The 16,672-nt window shown below is 71.7% G+C and carries 12 protein-coding genes; 11 read left to right on the top strand and 1 reads right to left on the bottom strand.

Annotated features, from left to right (window positions below; genetic code table 11):
- Positions 1–69: 69 nt before the first annotated feature.
- The 3 genes from AB0G28_RS42925 (at position 70) to AB0G28_RS42915 (ending at position 3,422) form a co-directional block, all read left to right on the top strand.
- Positions 70–633, top strand: a complete 564-nt coding sequence (locus tag AB0G28_RS42925) for a DUF3000 domain-containing protein (protein WP_361103401.1) — start codon at positions 70–72, stop codon at positions 631–633.
- A 750-nt stretch (positions 634–1,383) separates the two neighbouring features.
- A complete protein-coding gene (locus AB0G28_RS42920) occupies positions 1,384–2,100 on the top strand; it encodes a response regulator transcription factor (RefSeq protein WP_033291604.1) in 717 nt (238 codons plus the stop codon).
- 98 nt (positions 2,101–2,198) lie between these two features.
- Positions 2,199–3,422: a ribonuclease D gene (locus AB0G28_RS42915; RefSeq protein ID WP_361103441.1), complete on the top strand. Its 1,224-nt coding sequence runs from the start codon at positions 2,199–2,201 to the stop codon at positions 3,420–3,422.
- Positions 3,423–3,530: 108 nt separating this feature from the next.
- On the opposite strand, the gene AB0G28_RS42910 is transcribed toward AB0G28_RS42915, so the two are convergent.
- Positions 3,531–4,196: a helix-turn-helix domain-containing protein gene (locus tag AB0G28_RS42910; protein WP_361103399.1), complete on the bottom strand. Its 666-nt coding sequence runs from the start codon at positions 4,194–4,196 to the stop codon at positions 3,531–3,533.
- Positions 4,197–4,371: 175 nt separating this feature from the next.
- Here AB0G28_RS42910 and AB0G28_RS42905 point away from each other — a divergent pair, with 175 nt between their 5' ends.
- The 8 genes from AB0G28_RS42905 to AB0G28_RS42870 all read left to right on the top strand — a co-directional run bounded on the left by AB0G28_RS42905 (position 4,372) and on the right by AB0G28_RS42870 (position 16,588).
- Positions 4,372–5,856, top strand: a complete 1,485-nt coding sequence (locus tag AB0G28_RS42905; protein WP_361103397.1) for an amino acid permease — start codon at positions 4,372–4,374, stop codon at positions 5,854–5,856.
- Positions 5,853–6,686 (top strand): urea amidolyase associated protein UAAP1, encoded by an 834-nt coding sequence (locus AB0G28_RS42900; protein WP_361103395.1) that lies wholly within the window; start codon positions 5,853–5,855, stop codon positions 6,684–6,686. The genes AB0G28_RS42905 and AB0G28_RS42900 overlap by 4 nt, the downstream gene beginning before the upstream one ends.
- Positions 6,683–7,318, top strand: coding sequence for an urea amidolyase associated protein UAAP2 (locus AB0G28_RS42895; protein ID WP_361103393.1), 636 nt, complete (start codon positions 6,683–6,685; stop codon positions 7,316–7,318). Before AB0G28_RS42900 ends, AB0G28_RS42895 begins: the two co-directional genes overlap by 4 nt.
- The gene (uca, locus tag AB0G28_RS42890) at positions 7,315–10,848 is read left to right on the top strand and encodes an urea carboxylase (RefSeq protein WP_361103391.1); all 3,534 of its coding nucleotides are present in this window, start codon (positions 7,315–7,317) and stop codon (positions 10,846–10,848) included. The genes AB0G28_RS42895 and uca overlap by 4 nt, the downstream gene beginning before the upstream one ends.
- A complete protein-coding gene (locus AB0G28_RS42885) occupies positions 10,845–12,443 on the top strand; it encodes an allophanate hydrolase (protein WP_361103389.1) in 1,599 nt (532 codons plus the stop codon). Before uca ends, AB0G28_RS42885 begins: the two co-directional genes overlap by 4 nt.
- Positions 12,444–12,528: 85 nt before the next feature.
- Positions 12,529–13,158, top strand: coding sequence for a DUF998 domain-containing protein (locus tag AB0G28_RS42880; RefSeq protein ID WP_361103387.1), 630 nt, complete (start codon positions 12,529–12,531; stop codon positions 13,156–13,158).
- Between the two features lie 128 nt (positions 13,159–13,286).
- Positions 13,287–14,477, top strand: a complete 1,191-nt coding sequence (locus tag AB0G28_RS42875) for a thiolase family protein (RefSeq protein WP_361103439.1) — start codon at positions 13,287–13,289, stop codon at positions 14,475–14,477.
- Complete coding sequence (locus tag AB0G28_RS42870; RefSeq protein ID WP_361103385.1) at positions 14,477–16,588, top strand: 3-hydroxyacyl-CoA dehydrogenase NAD-binding domain-containing protein; 2,112 nt, start codon at positions 14,477–14,479, stop codon at positions 16,586–16,588. Before AB0G28_RS42875 ends, AB0G28_RS42870 begins: the two co-directional genes overlap by 1 nt.
- The last annotated feature ends 84 nt before the right edge of the window (positions 16,589–16,672 follow it).

The raw sequence follows: 16,672 nt of genomic DNA, 5'->3' as shown, positions 1-16,672 counted from the left end.
AGGCCGGCGGCCCCTTTCTCTCGGCGCGCCTGCGCCCGCAACGGGCCGTGCCCGCCCTAAAGTCGAAGCGTGACCGCGATGACGCCAGTGCCCGAACTCTTCCGCGAAGCAGTCGCGGCGCTGCAGTCCGTCCGGCCCCGCCGGGAGGTGCTGCTGGAGCCGATGCGGCCGCCGCAGCGGCTCGCGCCGTGGTCGTACGCGGTCAGCTGTGAAGTGTCCGGTCCCGCCGACGTGCTGGCCTCGGGCCGGCTGGTGCTGCTGCACGACCCGGACGGCCAGGACGGCTGGGACGGCGTGCTGCGCCTCGTCATGTACGTGCGCGCGGAGCTGGACAGGGAACTGGCCACCGATCCCTTCCTGCCCGCGGTCGGCTGGTCGTGGCTCACCGACGCCCTGGAAGTGTCCGGCGCGAGCTGGAAGGCGCTCGGCGGCACGGTGACCGAGACGTCGTCGGCCCGCTTCGGCGACATCTCCGGCCCGGCCCGCACCGACGACCTGGAGCTGCGGGCGTCCTGGACGCCCACGGACGCCGCGCTGCTGCCGCACGGGCAGGCTTTCTGCCAGGTCATGGCCAGCGTCGTGGGCCTGCCCCCGGTCGGCGTGACGCTCTTCGGGCAGCGGCAGAGCTCCTGATCCCCGCCGGTCGCGAGTGGCCATCCGGGCGAACTTCGGCAACGAAACGGCAACGGGCGGCCGCCGCGGGCCGCTCCGGGATCGGCCCTTGTACGAATGTGAGCAAATTTCACGTCCGCTGAACGGCGTCCAACCACCCGTACGGCCGCTCAGACGCACCCCTGCGCGCGCGGGGCGGTCCACCCGATAGAGGACCCCGGAACTCCGTCCCGACGTTCCTGAGGCTGATTCACATCCCCGGCGGGCATCCCCGTTCGTGACAGCAGGCGATCACGCACCGCGACAAGATCAACTTGCCGCGCCGGCCGCCGCCGCGCGCCCGCGTACGACACGGACAGTCACCGTCCCCCGCGGGAAACCGGGCCGCCGGGCCGCCGTCACGGAGTTGATCAGGCCCCGGCCGGGGCCACATTCCGGGCGGCGCGGGCGCCCATCCGGACCCCCGTCACTAGGCGCACCGGAAGCTGCACGCCTCATCTGCACGGCCATTTGGGCGCCGGTAACTTCATTGCATCGTGTTCGCTGGGCTATCCGTTAGCAACCGGCCGTGTACTAGCCCGATCGTGTTAGTTCGAACCCACTGAGTGACTGTTCGTTTGAGATAGATACCCATTCGATCCCCCCGCAACGGCCTCAGGACGGCTACAGTGCCTTCGACGACACCACTTTCGGTCTAAAGCTGGCGCGGCTGAACGGCCGAAGGTCCCGGTGCCGGTCGGGGGGCACGACCGACTCCAGGGAGGTAGTGACGTGGCTACCGTCGGCTTATCTCAGGCCGTCCGATCCACGCCAGCCGGCGCGTTGCCGGCGAGCATGGTTCCGCACCCGCGGGAAGAGCTGTTTTCCGTTTTGGTGGTCGATGACCACCCGCTGCTGAGGGAGGCAATCGCAGCAAGACTCGCACAGATGGGTGCGGGCACCGTCCACGAAGCCGCCACGGTGGCCGAGGCGAGGGCGCGAGCACAGGCCACCGGGCCTTGTGACCTGGCGATCCTCGATCTCGGACTGCCGGACGGCAGCGGCATCGAGCTGGTTACGGAACTCCGTAGCCACGGGTGGCCGCGCGTGGTGGTCCTCGCATCCTCGGACGACCCGTACGCGGTCCGCTCGGCCTTCCAGGCCGGGGCCCAGGCGTACCTGCTGAAGTCCGCGTCGCCGGTCGTGGTGACCGACGGCGTGCGGCGTGTGCTCGAGGGCGGCGTCTACGCCGACCCGAGCGTGGCTCCGGTGCTGGCCACCGGGACCCGCGTCGCGGGCACCGACAACACCCCGCGCGAGCTGTCCGCTCGCGAGGTGGAGGTGCTCCAGCTGGTCGCCGACGGGCAGTCCAACAAGGAGATCGGCGAGGAGCTTTCGCTCTCCGCTCTCACCGTCAAGTCCCACCTCTCCCGGATCGGGCGCAAGCTCGGCACGGGCGACCGGGCTCAGATGGTGGCGCTGGCCATGCGGGCCGGCGTGATCCGCTGACACAGGCGAACCTCCCTGCGGGACGGGCGGACCAGGCGCGGTATGCCCGTCCCGTAGGGTCGTCAGTTATGGGAAGTGCAGAGGCCGAGGACACCGGGATGGAGATCGAGTCCACGGGCGGCCCTGTGCTGCTACGCGAACCCGCCGAGGGCACGCCCCCGGTGGTTTCGGATCCGATCGCGCTGGCCGAGGCCTGCGCGAAGCTCGCCGCGGGCACCGGCGCGGTCGCCGTCGACACCGAACGCGCGTCCGGCTACCGGTACTTCCCCAAGGCCTACCTCGTGCAGCTGCGCCGTGAAGGCTCCGGCACGGTGCTGATCGACCCGATCGCCCTGGACGGCGACCTCCAGCCGCTGCGCGACGTCCTCAACTCCCTGGAGTGGGTGTTGCACGCCGCCTCCCAGGACCTCCCCTGCCTCGCCGAGCTGGGCCTGCGCCCGGCGGCGCTGTTCGACACGGAGCTGGCCGGACGGCTGGCGGGCTACGAACGCGTCGCGCTGGGGACGCTCGTCGAGCTGCTGCTCGGCTACACCCTCGAAAAGGGCCACAGCGCGGCCGACTGGTCGAAGCGGCCCCTGCCGGTCGACTGGCTGAACTACGCCGCTCTTGACGTCGAGCTGCTCATCCAGCTGCGCGAGAAGCTGGAAGCGGAGCTGGGCGCCCAGGGCAAGCTGGAGTGGGCGCGGCAGGAGTTCGAGTTCGTGCGGACGGCCCCGCCGCCGCCCCCGCGGGCCGAGCCGTGGCGCCGGACGTCCGGCGTGCACAAGATCCGCAATCCGCGTGGTTTGGCGGCGGTCCGCGAGCTGTGGCAGGCCCGCGACGAGCTGGCCCGCAAACGCGACCGGGCGCCGAGCCGCATCCTGCCGGACAGCGCGATCATCAACGCGGTGACGGCGGACCCGAAGACGGTCGAGGAGTTGCAGGCGCTGCCGGTGTTCAGCGGCCGCGTCCAGCGCAAGTACACGGCGAGCTGGCTGCGCCACCTGCAGGCGGCCCGCGCCCTCCCGGCGTCGGAACTGCCGTCCCCGGCCCAGCCGACGGACGGCCCGCCCCCGGTGAACCGCTGGGCGGACAAGGACCCGGACGCGGCGGCCCGCCTCTCGGCGGCCCGCGCGGCGTTGACGGCGATCGCGGAGGACCGCCGGCTGCCGGTGGAGAACCTCCTGCTGCCGGACCTGGTCCGCCGCACGTGCTGGCGCCCGCCGGCCGAGACGGACGAGGACGCGGTGGCCGAGGTTTTGCAGGCGGGCGGGGCCCGGCCGTGGCAGGTGGAACTGACGGTCACGGCGCTGAGCAAGGCTCTGCAGACCACGGCTTCCTGAGGTCGGCTCCAATGCGCCCCAATGTGGCGTTGGGTGCGTTGGACGCACCGAATGCCACATTGGGTGCGTCCAACGCACCCAATGTGGCATTGGGGCGTTCGGGGCCGGTCAGTCGGTGAGGGTGGCCAGCAAGGCGTGGGCCTCCGCGCGCAGTTCCTCCGACGGCTGCGGCAAGCCCACGAGCCGGACCACGCCGTCGGCCCCTTCCCGCACGTGGGCCTCGACGTCCAGTCCCGGGTCGTCCCGGCGGATCACCGCGATGCTCTCCACCAAGCCGAACACCAGGTCCGTCCGGATCCCGACAGCCGAAGCCGGCACACCCGCAGCCGCCACCAAACGACCGTAAGCCTCCTTCAGCTCCGCGCGTTCCGTGCGGAACCGGGCCAGGTTGGGCGAGCCGACCTCGGGCAGCAGATACAACGCGCCCAGGTTGTGGCGGGCTCCGCCGAGGAGGCCGATGTCCGCGTAAGCCAGGGCCCACAGCCGGACCGCCACCGGTGCCGACCCGCCGACGAGCCGGGCCGCCAGGGCCAGCGACGGCCGGACCGTCTCGGCCAGCAGGGCCGCGAGGATGTCTTCCTTGGCCGGGAAGTGGTAGTACAGCGACGCCTGGCGCAACCCCGCTCGTTCGGCGATCGCCCGGGTCGTCGTCGCCGCGTAGCCGGCTCCGGTGAACAGTTCTCCCGCCGCGTCGAGCACCGCCTGGCGCGCGTCCGGCCGGTTCGCCGCCGCTCCGCTCGCCCTCGGCCTGCCGACCCCCGACCCTTTGACCACGGACGTGATCTTGCCAGGTCACGCACCGCGACACGCGCTCGGCAACGCGGTTACGCCCGGATGTCGTCATTGACGCGCCGTCGATGCGGGCGTTAACGCACCCCTAACACGGCGGAGATCGCGGCGCAGCGGCGGCGGCCTAATTTCTGTCAAGCGATCGAAACAAGGAGTCCGCATGACGCCACCCGACGAACTCGCCGCCTTCGGTTACCGCCAAGAGCTCCGCCGGTCGCTGGGCGGGTTTTCCGCCTTCGCCGCCGGCTTTTCCTTCGTCTCCATCCTCACCACCGTCTTCCAGCTGTTCGGGTTCGGCTACACCTTCGGCGGCCCGCTGTTCTTCTGGACGTGGCCCGTCGTGCTGGCCGGCCAGCTGCTCGTCGCCCTCAACTTCGCCGAGCTCGCCGCGCGCTACCCGCTCGCCGGATCCGTCTACCAGTGGGCGAAACAGCTGACCAAGGGCTTCCTCGGCTGGCTCGCCGGCTGGATGATGCTGCTCGGCTGCATCGTCGCCCTCGCGGCCGCCGCGATCGCGCTGCAGGTCGTGCTGCCGTCGGTGTGGGACGGCTTCCAGCTCGTCGGCGGCGACCCGTCGGTGACGTCGCCCTCCGGCGCGGCCAACGCCGTCCTGCTCGGCACGCTGCTGCTCGTCTTCACCACCGCGGTCAACGCCGGCGGGGTCCGGCTGATGGCGCGGATCAACGACGTCGGCGTCGCGGCCGAGCTCGTCGGGGTCGTGGTGCTCGTGGCCGGGCTCGGGCTGTTCGCCGTCCGCGGCCCCCAGGTGGTGCTGCACGACGCACCGGGCACGAGCGCCGGCGTCGGCGGCGTGCTCGCTTCGGCGCTCATGGCCGCGTACGTGCTCTACGGCTTCGACACCGCCGCGTCGGTCGCCGAGGAGACGAAGGACGCGCGAAGGGCCGCTCCGCGGGCGGTGCTGCGGGCCGTGCTCGTCTCCGGGATCGGCGGCCTCGCGGTGGTCGTCACCGCGCTGATGGCGGCGCCGAGCCTCACCGACGGGCAGCTCGCGGGCAAGGGCCTGCCGTACGTGATCACCGCCGTCTTCGGCGACACGCTCGGCCGGGTCTTCCTCGCCGACGTCGCGGTCGCCGTCGTCGTGTGCACCCTTACCATCCAGACCGGCACCGTCCGGCTGATCTACGCGATGGCGCGCGACGGCGCGCTGCCCGGCGCCGGCCGCCTCGCCGGGGTCAGCCCGCGCACCGGCACGCCGGTCGCGCCCGCGCTGCTGTCCGGCGCGCTGGCCATCGGCCTGCTGCTGCTCAACTTCGGCAACCCGACGCTGTTCAGCACGATCACCGGGACGTCGGTGGTCGTCGTCTACCTGGCGTACCTGCTGGTCACCGGGCCGCTGCTGGTGAAACGGCTGCGCGGCCGATTCCCCGCCGAACCGGGCCGGTTCTCGCTCGGCCGCTGGGGCGTACCGCTGAACGGAGCAGCCGTCCTCTACGGAATCGTCATGATCGTGAACATCGCCTGGCCGCGTGCGGAGATCTACGATCTCTCCGGTTCGGGCTCCCCCTGGATGCTCTTGTTCCCGATAGAGTTCGTCGGCGGCGCACTGGTGATCGGCCGGCTCTGCTGGCTGCGGCTGCGCCCCGCTCCCGCCCTCGAACCCGCGCTCTCAGAGAGGACGCCATGAGCACCACCGCGACGACCTACGGCGCTCGCGACCACGCCCGCGCCCAGGCAGGCACCGTGGTCGACACGATGCCGTCGATCCCGGCGAGCACCTGGCCATCCGAAGTCCCCCAAGTCGCGCCCGAGGCGCTGACCTGGGCGGAGACGGTGGCCGGCGGCGGGTACACGCACAAGGTGCTGGCCCGGGGCACGCGGCTGCGGCTGACCGACGTCGACGGCGACGCCTGCGCGCACCTGCTGCTGTTCAACGCCGACGCGCCGTGGGAGCGGCTGAACGTCGCCGACACCGTCAAGGTGCAGTGGAACGCCTACCTCGGCGAGAAGGTGGCGCTGCTGTCGGACCAGGGGCGGGTGCTGGCCACGATCGTCGCGGACTCCAGCGGACGCCACGACGCCCTGTGCGGGACGTCCACTGTGGACGGAAACACGACACGCTACGGCAGCGGGGCTCCCGAAAGCCCCTCCCCTGCCGGGCTCGCGCTGTTCACCTTGGCGGCGGCGAAGAACGGCCTGGAGCCGCGCGACCTGCCGCCGAGCCTGTCGCTCTTCCAGGGCGTGCGGGTCCAGCCGGAAGGCGGGCTGGAGTTCACCGGGTCGGCCGGCCCGGGCAAGGCCGTCGACCTGCGGATCGAGATCCCGGCGATCGTGCTGGTGGCCAACGTCGCGCACCCGGTCGACCCGCGGCCGGACTACACCGTGACCAAGCTCGAGGTCCTCGCCTGGCGCGATCGCCCGTCCACACCGGACAGTCCGGAATGGACGCACACCCCGGAGGCGCAGCGCGCCTTCGAGAACACCGCCGACTACCTCACCGCCCGGGGGATCGCATGAGCACGGCGTACGAGTCCATGCTGGAGATCAGCTACGACGTCCCCGCGCGGGCGCCGTTCTCCACGGTCCTCAAGCGCGGCCAGGAGCTGACGATCGTCGACCTCGGCGGCAACCAGGCCGTCGACTTCCTCTGCTACGACGCGAACGACACCGCCAAGCGCTACAGCGCGGCCGCGACGATCGCCGCGCAGCGGAACATCTTCCTGACCACCGGCAGCGTGCTGCGCACCCAGGAAGGCGCGCCGCTGCTGACCGTCGTCGCCGACACCTGCGGCCGCCACGACACGCTCGGCGGCGCGTGCAGCAAGGAGTCCAACAGCCTCCGCTACGGCCAGCACACCCGCTTCCAGCACGCCTGCGTCGAGAACTTCCTCATCGAGGGCGCCAAGTGGGGCCTGGGCAAGCGCGACCTGGTCAGCAATGTGAACTGGTACATGAACGTGCCGGTCGAAGAAGACGGCACCCTCGGCATCGTCGACGGCATCTCCGCGCCGGGCCTGGAGGTCCGGCTGCGCGCGGAGACCGACGTGCTCGTGCTCGTCTCGAACTGCCCGCAGATCAACAACCCGTGCAACGGCTTCGACCCGACGCCGGTGCGGATGGTCGTCACCTCCCCCGGAGGCGGCGAGTGAGGCTGCTCGTCGCCAACCGCGGCGAGATCGCGGTCCGGATCCTGCGCAGCGCGCGCGAACTGGGTCTCGAGACCGTCGCGGTGTACTCCGACGCCGACCGCCTCGCCCCGCACGTGCGGCTCGCCGACCGGGCCGTGCGGCTCGGCCCGGCGCCCGCGGCGGAAAGCTACCTGCGGGGCGAAGCGATCATCCAAGCCGCGCTCGACACGAGCTGCGACGCGATCCACCCCGGCTACGGCTTCCTCTCGGAGGACGCGGCGTTCGCGCGGGCCTGCGAGGACGCGAAGATCGCGTTCGCCGGGCCGTCCCCGGAACACCTGGAGGTGTTCGGCAGCAAGCACACCGCCCGCGAAGCGGCGATCGCGGCCGGCGTGCCCCTGCTGGCCGGTACCGGCCTGTTGTCCGATGTGGACGAAGCACTGGCCCGTGCCGGGGAAATCGGTTACCCGGTCATGCTCAAGGCGACCGGCGGCGGAGGCGGGATCGGGATGCGCGCGTGCGCGTCCCCGGACGAGCTGCGCGCGGCCTGGGAAACCGTGCGCAGCGTCGCCGCCAAGAGCTTCGCCAGCTCCGGCGTCTTCCTCGAACGGCTGGTGCGTCGCGCCCGGCACGTCGAGGTCCAGGTGTTCGGCGACGGCCAGGGCGAGGTCCTCGCCCTGGGCACGCGCGACTGCTCGCTGCAGCGGCGCAACCAGAAGGTCGTCGAGGAGTGCCCGGCCCCGGACCTGCCCGAGGACGTCCGGAAGCACCTGGTCGAGTCCGCCGTCGCGCTGTGCTCGTCGGTCCGGTACCGCTCGGCGGGCACCGTCGAATACGTCTACGACGCCGAGCGCGGTGAGGCGGCGTTCCTCGAGGTCAACACCCGGCTGCAGGTCGAGCACCCGGTCACCGAGGCGGTCTACGGCGTCGACCTGGTCGCCTGGATGCTGCGGCTCGCGCAGGGCGACCGCGCGATGTTCCGCGCGGTGCCGGTCGCCCGCGGGCACGCCGTCGAGGCACGCGTGTACGCCGAGGACCCGAGCGCCGGGCACCGGCCGAGCGCGGGCCTGGTCACCCGGGTCACGCTGCCCGAAGGAACCCGGGTCGACACCTGGGTCGAACCGGGCACCACCGTCACCACGCACTACGACCCCTTGCTGGCCAAGGTGATCTCCACCGGCACCGACCGCGAAGACGCCCTGGCGAACCTGCGGGAAGCGCTCGCCTCCACCCGGTTCGACGGGGTGCAGACCAACCTCGGGCAGCTACGGGCCGCGGCTGCCGACACCGCCTTCGCGTCGGCGGCGCACGACACGTCCACTTTGGACGGAATCGAGGACGCGGAACCGCGGATCGACGTCGCCCGCGGCGGGACGATGACGACCGTGCAGGACTGGCCGGGCCGCACCGGCTACTGGCCCGTCGGCGTGCCGCCGAGCGGCCCGATGGACGACCTTTCGCTGCGGCTGGGCAACCTCGCCCTGGGCAACCCCGAAGGCGCGCCCGGCCTCGAGTGCACTGTGGACGGCGTCACGCTGCGGTTCTCGCACCCCACCGAAGTGTGCGTCACCGGCGCGCCGACGACCGTGCTCGTCGACGGCGCCGAAGTTCCGTTGTGGACACCGTTCGAAGTGCCCGCGGGCGCGACGCTCGACGTCCGGGCGTGCACCGCCGGGCTGCGCAACTACGTCCTGGTCCGCGGCGGCATCGACGTGCCGCGGTTCCTCGGCAGCGCGGCGACGTTCACCCTGGGGAAGTTCGGCGGGCACGGCGGCCGCGCCCTGGCGGCGGGCGATGTCCTGCAGCCCGGCCCCGCGCCCGCGGACCCGGTCGTGGGGCCGGTCGCGGAAGCCGACCGGCCGGACTTCACTCCCCATTGGACGGTCGGTGCCCTCGAAGGGCCGCACGCGGCACCGGAGTTCTTCACCCCCGAAGACGTCGACACGTTCTACGCCACCGACTGGCAGGTGCACTTCAACTCGGCGCGGACCGGCGTCCGGCTCGTCGGCCCGCGGCCGCAGTGGGCGCGGGCGGACGGCGGCGAGGCGGGGCTGCACCCGTCGAACATCCACGACACGCCGTACGCGATCGGTGCCGTCGACTACACCGGCGACCTGCCGATCCTGCTCGGCCCGGACGGGCCCAGCCTGGGCGGGTTCGTCTGCCCGGCGACGGTCGCCACCGGCGAGCGGTGGAAGCTCGGGCAGCTGCGGCCGGGCGACACCGTGCGGTTCGTGCCGATCGGCACCGACCACGCGGCGGCGCTGCGAACCCGGCCGGCGTCGGCGGTCGAACCGAGCCGGACCCCGCGCCACGACGGCGGTGTCCTGGCGCGGCTGCCCGAGGCCGACGGCGAGCCGTCGGTCACCTACCGCCGCAGCGGGGACGACAACCTGCTGGTCGAGTACGGCGAGATGAAGCTCGACCTGGCGCTGCGGATGCGGGTGCACGCGCTCGCGGAACGGCTCACGGCCGAGGGCGTGCCGGGGATCGTCGACCTGACACCGGGCATCCGCTCGCTGCAGGTGCACGTCGACCCGGACTCGCTGCCGGTCGGCAAGGCACTCGGGCTGGTCCGCGAACTCGAGCGGGACCTGCCGCCGACGCACGACCTCGTGGTGCCCAGCCGCACCGTCCGGCTCCCGCTGTCGTGGGACGACCCGGCGACGCGCGAGGCGATCGAGCGGTACATGACCGGCGTGCGCGACGACGCCCCGTGGTGCCCGTGGAACATCGAGTTCATCCGGCGCGTGAACGGTCTGTCCAGTGTGGACGACGTCTACCGGACGGTCTTCGACGCCGAATACCTCGTTCTCGGCCTCGGTGACGTCTACCTCGGCGCACCGGTCGCGACGCCGCTGGACCCGCGTCACCGCCTGGTGACGACGAAGTACAACCCGGCACGAACGTGGACCGCCGAGAACTCCGTCGGCATCGGCGGCGCGTACCTCTGCATCTACGGCATGGAAGGCCCGGGCGGCTACCAGTTCGTCGGCCGGACCGTCCAGGTGTGGAACAGCTGGCGCGGCGGCGACCAGCCGTGGAACCTGCGGTTCTTCGACCGGATCTCCTGGTACCCGGTGTCCGCCGAGGAGTTGCTGGACCTGCGGGCCCAAAGCGCGTCCGGGACGTTGGCACTCGACACCACCGAAGGCTCCTTCGCGCTCGCCGACTACCAGAAGTTCCTCGAGGAGAACGCGGACAGCATCGCCGAGTTCCGGGCGACGCAGGCAGCGGCGTTCGAAGCGGAGCGGCAGGCGTGGGCCGCGGCGGGCGAGTTCGACCCGAAACCGGAGCCGGTCACCCGGCCACCGGCCCGGGTCGAGGCGCCCCCGGGCGGGCACGTCGTCGAGGCGCCGTTCGCGGCGACGGTGTGGCGAGTGGACGTCACCGCGGGCGAGCGCGTCGAGAACGCGCAGTCGCTGGTGACCCTGGAAGCGATGAAGACGGAGGCGCGAATCCCCGCGCCGGCCGGCGGTGAGGTGGTCGAAGTGCTCGTGTCCCCCGGCGACCAGGTCGCACCCGGCACACCCCTGGTGGTGCTCGGATGAGCCTTGTCGAACGAGTCCGGGCCGCCTACCGGCGGATCGAGCAGGTGGACCGGCCGGAGATCTGGATCGACCTCCGGCCGGAAGCCGACGTCCTGGCCGAGGCCGCGAACCTGGAGCAACGCGGCTTGCCGCTGTACGGCAAGCTCGTGGCGGTCAAGGGCAACATCGACGTCGCGGGCCTGCCGACGACGGCCGCCTGCCCGGCGTACGCGTACAAGCCGGAGGCCGACGCGCCGGTCGTCGCGCGGCTGCGGGCGGCCGGGGCACTGGTGCTCGGCACGACGAACCTGGACCAGTTCGCGACCGGCCTGGTGGGAACGCGCAGCCCGTACGGCGCGGTGCGGAACGCCGTCGACCCGGCGTACGTCTCGGGCGGGTCCAGCTCAGGCTCGGCGGTGGCCGTGGCCCTGGGCATCGTGGACCTGGCGCTGGGCACCGACACCGCGGGTTCGGGCCGGGTGCCCGCGGCGTTCAACGGGATCGTCGGGCTCAAGCCGACCCTGGGGCTCCTGCCGACTCTCGGCGTGGTGCCGGCCTGCGCGAGCATCGACTGCGTGTCGCTGTTCGCGCGGACGGTCGAGGAGGCGTCGTTCGCGCTGACCTGCCTCGCCGAGCCCGCGCAGGTCCACACGGGACGGTTCCGCCTCGGCGTCCCGTCCCCGGACCAGCTGGGCCCCCTGGCACCCGGCTGGGCGGAGGCGTTCGAGGCCGCGGTGTCGGACTACGCCGCGGCGGGCGCCGAAGTGACCACAGTGGACATCTCGGCGCTCCTGGAAGCCGCGCAGCTGTTGTACGGCGGCGCGTTCGTCGCCGAGCGGTACACCGCGGTCGGCGAGTTCATCGACACCCACCCCGACGAGGTCGACCCGGTCGTACGGTCGATCATCGGCCCGGCCCGCGACATCCGGGCGCACCGGCTGTTCGCCGACCAGGCGACCCTGGCGCGACTGCGCGCGGAAGCACTGGCCGCGCTGGCGGGTGTCGACGCGCTCCTCGTCCCGACGACGACCGAGCACCCGACTCTGGCGGAAGTCGCGGCGGACCCGATCGCGGTCAACGCGCGCCTGGGCCGGTTCACGAACTCGACCAACCTGTTCGGGTTGTCGGCACTGGCGGTCCCGGCGGGCACGGTGACCGGGCGCCCGTTCGGCGTGATGCTCCTCGGCGCCCCGCACGACGACCTGAAGCTGGCGGCGCTGGCCGGGCTGCGGGTCGAAAGGATCCCGATCGTGGTGGTCGGCGCGCACCTGAGGGGCCAGCCGCTGAACCACGAGCTGACGTCCCGCGGCGGCCGGTTCGTCACTTCGGTCACCACGTCGGCGAACTACCGGCTGTACGCACTGGACACGGTGCCGCCGAAGCCGGGCCTGGTGCGCGTCGCCTCCGACGGCGTGTCGGTGGCGGCAGAGGTGTGGGACCTGCCGGTGGCGGGATTCGGCGCGTTCGTGGCCGGCATCCCGGCCCCCCTGTCCATCGGCAAGCTGGAACTGGCCGACGGCAAGTGGGTACCCGGCTTCCTGTGCGAACCGGCGGCGACGGAAGGCGCGGAGGACATCTCGGCGAAGGGTGGTTGGCTGGCGCACCTCGGCGGGTAACGATCAGCTGCCCGGCGCGGTAACGAGCCTTCAGCCACCGCGCCGGGCATGCCGATGTACCCGGCAGCGACCCCCGGAGGCGGCCATGACGACGGCGACCACATCCCCGCAGAACACCCTCGTCCACTCGTACCTGTTCCTGCGGCGCGCGATCGGGCTCATCGGGCTCGCCCTGCCGTTCGTCCTCATCCTCGGCAAGCAGCTCGTCCAGGGCGGCGACCTCATCGGGTCGCTCAGCGGCTACTACTACACCGACCTGCGGGACGTCCTCGTCGGCGCCATGTGCGCGGCCGGGGTGTTCCTGCTCGCCTACTACGGCCACGACCACGTCGACAACCTCGTCAGCACCATCGCCGGGCTGGGCGCGATCGGGCTGGCCTTGTTCCCGACCACTCCGGACCACGACGTGACGGCCTGGGACCGCACCTCCGGCGTCCTGCACCTCGTCTTCGCGGCCGTGTTCTTCCTCTCCCTCGCCTACTTCTGCCTCCGGCTGTTCCCCCGCGACGGCGAACAGCCGCCCGGTACCGGCGTCGTCTACCGCGTCTGCGGGATCGTGATCCTCGCCTGCCTGGTGCTCATCGCCGTGACCAAGACGCTCGACCTGCTGCCGGCGCTGCTGCCCGCGTTGTGGCTGGAGAGCGTCGCGGTGTGGGCGTTCGGCGTCGCCTGGCTCGTGAAAGGAACGACGCTCGAGCCCCAGAGTGTGCCGTAGCCCACTCGACCGGGCCACACCACTGGTTACCGGTGGGTAACAAGGGCTATCGTGCGGCTAACAACGTCTACTTCATGGAGCTATTCGTGGCCGCACCAGCAACGCCGCTCGCGCCGACCGCGCGAGGCGTGCGTACCGTCGCCTTCGTCGAGGGGGTCCGCACCCCCTTCGGCAAGGCCGGCGACAAGGGCATGTACGCCGGGACCCGCGCCGACGACCTCGTCGTCAACGCCATTCGCGAGCTGCTGCGGCGGCACCCCGAACTGCCGCCCGAGCGCGTCGACGAGGTGGCCATCGCCGCCACCACCCAGACCGGTGACCAGGGCCTGACCATCGGCCGCACGGCCGCGCTGCTGGCCGGGCTGCCCAAGTCCGTCCCCGGCTTCGCCATCGACCGCATGTGCGCCGGCGCCATGACGGCCGTCACGACCGCCGCGTCCGGCATCGGCTTCGGCGCCTACGACATCGCCATCGCCGGCGGCGTCGAGCACATGGGCCGGCACCCGATGGGCGAGGGCGTCGACCCGAACCCGCGGATCATCGCCGACAAGCTCGTCGACCCGACCGCGCTCGTCATGGGCCAGACCGCCGAGAACCTGCACGACCGCTTCCCCGCGATCACCAAGCAGCGCACCGACGCCTACGCCGCGCGCAGCCAGGAGAAGTACGCCGAGGCCGTCAAGACCGGCAAGATCGGCCCCGAGCTGGTCCCGGTCGCCACCCGTTCGAAGGAATTGGGCTGGGGCCTGGCCACCGAGGACGAGCCGCCGCGGCCGGGCACCACGGTCGAGCAGCTCGCGAACCTCAAGACGCCGTTCCGCCCGTTCGGCCGGGTCACCGCGGGCAACGCCGCGGGCCTCAACGACGGCGCGACCGCGTCGATCCTCGCCGACGAGGAAACCGCCCGCGAGCTGGGCCTGCCGGTCGCGATGCGGCTGGTCGGCTACTCCTTCGCCGGCGTCGAGCCGGAGGTCATGGGCATCGGCCCGGTGCCGGCCACCGAGAAGCTGTTCAAGCGCACCGGCCTGTCGATCGACGACATCGGCCTGTTCGAGATCAACGAGGCCTTCGCCGTCCAGGTGCTGGCCTTCCTCGACCACTTCGGCATCGCCGACGACGACCCGCGCGTGAACCAGTGGGGCGGCGCGATCGCCTGCGGCCACCCGCTGGCGTCCTCCGGCGTCCGGCTCATGACGCAGCTGGCCCGCCAGTTCGCCGAGCGGCCCGACGTCCGGTACGGCATGACGACGATGTGCATCGGGATCGGCATGGGCGGCACCGTGATCTGGGAGAACCCGGCCTTCGAGGGGGCGAAGTAATGACTTTCACCGCTGAAGAAGCGAAGGCCGCGTTCCCGGACGAGGTCGTCACGCACGCCGTGACGCGCCTGGTGAAGGTGCCCGGGCTCGAGAAGCCCGTCGCGCTGATCACGCTCGACAACGGCCACGACCACACCCGGCCGAACACCTTCGGCCCCCAGGGCCTGGTGTCGCTGAACTCCGCGCTGGACGAGGCGTTCGCCGCCGAGCCGGCCGCGATCGCCGTCACCGGCAAGCCGTTCATCTTCGCCGTCGGCGCCGACCTGTCCGGCGTCGAGGCCGTCAGCGACCCGAAGCTGGCGCGCGAGATCGCCCAGACCGGGCACGACGTGTTCCGCCGCCTCACCGAGTCGAAGATCCCGACGTTCGGGTTCGTCAACGGCGCGGTCATGGGCGGCGGCCTGGAGCTGGCGCTGTCCTGCCACTACCGGACGCTGTCGGAGAACACCGCCGCCATCGCGTTCCCCGAGGTCTTCCTCGGCCTGTTCCCGGGCTGGGGCGGCACGCAGCTGCTGCCGAACCTCATCGGCGCCGACGCCGCCGTCACGGTGATCATCGAGAACGCCCTGGCGCAGAACAAGATGCTCAACGTCAAGCAGGCGGCCGAGCTCGGCATCGTCGACGCGGTCTTCGGCTCGGCCGACTACCTCGAGCAGTCGCTGCTGTGGCTGGCGAAGGTCGTCAACGGCGAGATCACGCCGGAACGCCGCGAGATCGACCGCGGTTCCGCGTGGGACGCGGCCATCGCGCGCGCCAGGTCCATTGTGGACGGACGCACGCACGGCGCGTCGCCCGGCGCCACCAAGGCCGTCGAGCTGCTGGAGCTGGCGCGCGAGAACGACCTCGACCGCGGCTACGCGGCCGAGACCGACGGCCTCGCCGAGCTGCTCATGTCCGACGTCCTGCGCGCCGGGCTGTACTCGTTCAACCTGGTCAACAAGCGCGCCAAGCGCCCGGCCGGCGCACCGGACAAGTCCTTGGCCCGCAAGGTGAACAAGGTCGGCATCGTCGGCGCCGGCCTGATGGCCAGCCAGCTCGCACTGCTGTTCGTCCGCCGCCTGAAGGTGCCGGTCGTGCTGACCGACGTCGACCAGGAACGCGTCGACAAGGGCGTGGGTTACGTCCACGCCGAGATCGACAAGCTCCTGGGCAAGAAGCGCCTCTCCCCGGACGGCGCCAACCGGCTCAAGGCGCTCGTCACCGGCTCGCTCGACAAGGCCGCGTTCTCCGACGCCGACTTCGTCATCGAAGCCGTCTTCGAGGAGCTGGGCGTCAAGCAGCAGGTGTTCGCCGAGCTGGAGCAGCACGTCAAGCCCGAGGCGATCCTGGCGACGAACACCTCGTCGCTGTCGATCACCGCGATGGCGTCGAAGCTGCAGCACCCCGAGCGCGTCGTCGGCTTCCACTTCTTCAACCCGGTGGCCGTGCTGCCGCTGCTGGAGATCGTCCGCGGCGAGAAGACCGACGACGCGGCCCTGGCGACGGCGTTCTCGGTCGGCAAGCAGCTGAAGAAGTCCAGCGTGCTGGTGAAGGACGCCTCCGCGTTCGTCGTCAACCGGCTGCTGCTGCGTTTCCTCGGCGAGGTGCTGGTCACCGTCGACGAGGGCACGCCGTTCGACGTGGCCGACAAGGCCCTCGAGCCGCTCGGCCTGCCGATGACGCCGCTGACGCTGATGCAGCTCGTCGGCCCGGCCATCGCGCTGCACGTCGGCGAGACGCTGCACGAGGCCTTCCCGGACCGGTTCACCGTGTCCGAGAACCTCGCGAAGTTCGTCAAGGCGGGCAAGAAGGGCGTGTGGATCTGGGACGCGCAGGGCAACGCCTCGGTGGACCCGGAGGTCGCTTCGCTCTGGACGCAGGGCGACCAGCCGTCCACTTCGGAGCAGGTGCGGGACCGGGCGCTGTCCGCGATCGCCGAGGAGATCCGGATCATGCTCGACGAGGGCGTGGTCGCCGAGGCGCAGGACATCGACCTGTGCCTGATCCTCGGCGCCGGCTGGCCGTTCTGGAACGGCGGCATCACGCCGTACCTGGACCGCTCCGGCGTGTCCGAGCGCGTGAACGGCAAGCCGTTCCTCGCCCCGGGCGTGGCCTCGGTCCCGGCTTCCTGACCAAAAGCCGTGAAGGCCTCCTTCCCGGCCATAAGAGCCGGGAAGGAGGCCTTCACGGCTTTCAGTACTCGCCCTCGCGAGGGC

Source organism: Amycolatopsis sp. NPDC021455 (assembly GCF_040640995.1).
Lineage (GTDB): Bacteria > Actinomycetota > Actinomycetes > Mycobacteriales > Pseudonocardiaceae > Amycolatopsis.
Note: the sequence above shows the minus strand (reverse complement) of the source record. Positions and strands in the feature narration are given on the sequence as shown.

Coding starts and splice junctions, on each gene's coding strand:
- AB0G28_RS42905 (WP_361103397.1), top strand. CDS start 4,372: ATGACGCCACCCGACGAACTCGCCGCCTTCGGTTACCGCCAAGAGCTC.
- AB0G28_RS42915 (WP_361103441.1), top strand. CDS start 2,199: ATGGAGATCGAGTCCACGGGCGGCCCTGTGCTGCTACGCGAACCCGCC.
- AB0G28_RS42870 (WP_361103385.1), top strand. CDS start 14,477: ATGACTTTCACCGCTGAAGAAGCGAAGGCCGCGTTCCCGGACGAGGTC.
- AB0G28_RS42895 (WP_361103393.1), top strand. CDS start 6,683: ATGAGCACGGCGTACGAGTCCATGCTGGAGATCAGCTACGACGTCCCC.
- AB0G28_RS42885 (WP_361103389.1), top strand. CDS start 10,845: ATGAGCCTTGTCGAACGAGTCCGGGCCGCCTACCGGCGGATCGAGCAG.
- AB0G28_RS42900 (WP_361103395.1), top strand. CDS start 5,853: ATGAGCACCACCGCGACGACCTACGGCGCTCGCGACCACGCCCGCGCC.
- AB0G28_RS42880 (WP_361103387.1), top strand. CDS start 12,529: ATGACGACGGCGACCACATCCCCGCAGAACACCCTCGTCCACTCGTAC.